Origin of the sequence: Allobosea sp., assembly GCF_051860145.1 — a bacterium.
Taxonomy (GTDB): domain Bacteria; phylum Pseudomonadota; class Alphaproteobacteria; order Rhizobiales; family Beijerinckiaceae; genus Allobosea.
Genome location: NZ_JBHYEM010000045.1, coordinates 1 through 1,074 on the forward strand (window position 1 = coordinate 1; position 1,074 = coordinate 1,074).

At 61.5% G+C, this 1,074-nt stretch carries 2 protein-coding genes; both read right to left on the minus strand.

Annotated features, from left to right (window positions below; genetic code table 11):
- Window positions 1-61: 61 nt before the first annotated feature.
- A complete protein-coding gene (locus ACTIF2_RS27575) occupies window positions 62-262 on the minus strand; it encodes a YqaE/Pmp3 family membrane protein (RefSeq protein WP_296738983.1) in 201 nt (66 codons plus the stop codon).
- Between the two features lie 135 nt (window positions 263-397).
- Window positions 398-1,074 (minus strand): IS3 family transposase (locus ACTIF2_RS27580; protein ID WP_439500338.1); only part of this gene is annotated, 677 nt, incomplete at its 5' end.

The following is a 1,074-nucleotide window of genomic DNA, read 5'->3' on the forward strand; positions in this document are numbered from 1 at the left end:
TAGCTCAGGCGTCTAGTAAGCAAGAGCGCCCTCTCTTTGAGGCGCGGGTAGCTGTCGCGTCTCAAAAGTTCCGGCGAGCGCTCAGCGCCTTCTCGATCTTGCGATCCGTCTTGTACTGGCTGAGCGCATACACGGCCCAGATGGCAGCCGGCAGCCAGCCGATGAGGGTGACCTGCAAAATCAAGCAGATGATGCCCGCGATCGGACGGCCGATCGTGAAGAAGGCGACGAAGGGAAGAAGTATGGCCAGGATGAGACGCAAGGTGTTTTCTCCGTGGTTGATCTGGACATGATCCTGCCAAAGTACGGGCCGGCAGACCATAGCTTCTCCTCAGGACCAGTCCGCCCACCAGCTTGCCAGGGGTATTGGGCTGCTGCCGGTTTCGTTGACACCGACCTAAGCTTGTTGAGCTTGTTCGAACTGTACGGGACTGACGTAGCCCAGCGTCGAGTGTCGGCGCGTTGGGTTGTAGAAGCGCTCGATGTAGTCGAACACGTCTGCGCGAGCGTGCTGCCTGCTGCGGTACACCTTCCTGGCCGTGCGCTCGGTCTTCATTGAACTGAAGAAGCTCTCCATGGCCGAGTTGTCCCAGACCTCACCTGCTCTGCTCATGCTGCAGGTGATGCCCTGCTCGCGCAGTAACTGCTGGAAGTGCGCGCTGGTGTACTGACTGCCCTGATCCGAGTGATGCAGCAGCGCCACCGGTTTGCCCCGGCGCCATATGGCCATCATCAGCGCGTCCACCACGAGTTGCGAAGTCATGCTCTCTTGCATCGACCAGCCCACGATGCGACGCGAGTACAGGTCCAGCACCGCTGCCACATACAGCCAGCCTTCGGCTGTCCATATGTAGGTGAAGTCGGCCACCCACTTCTGGTTCGGTGCATCGGCCTGGAACTGGCGCTCCAGTACATTGTCGGCCACCGCGCAGCGCTCGCCGCGGTCCTTTGGCAAGCCCCGGCGCCTGGGACGGGCACGAAGCGCCTGCTCTCGCATGAGCCGCTCGATGCGGTGCAGGCCACAAGGGTGATCCTGCTCAAGCACATCGCGCCACACGCGTCTGGCGCCGTAGG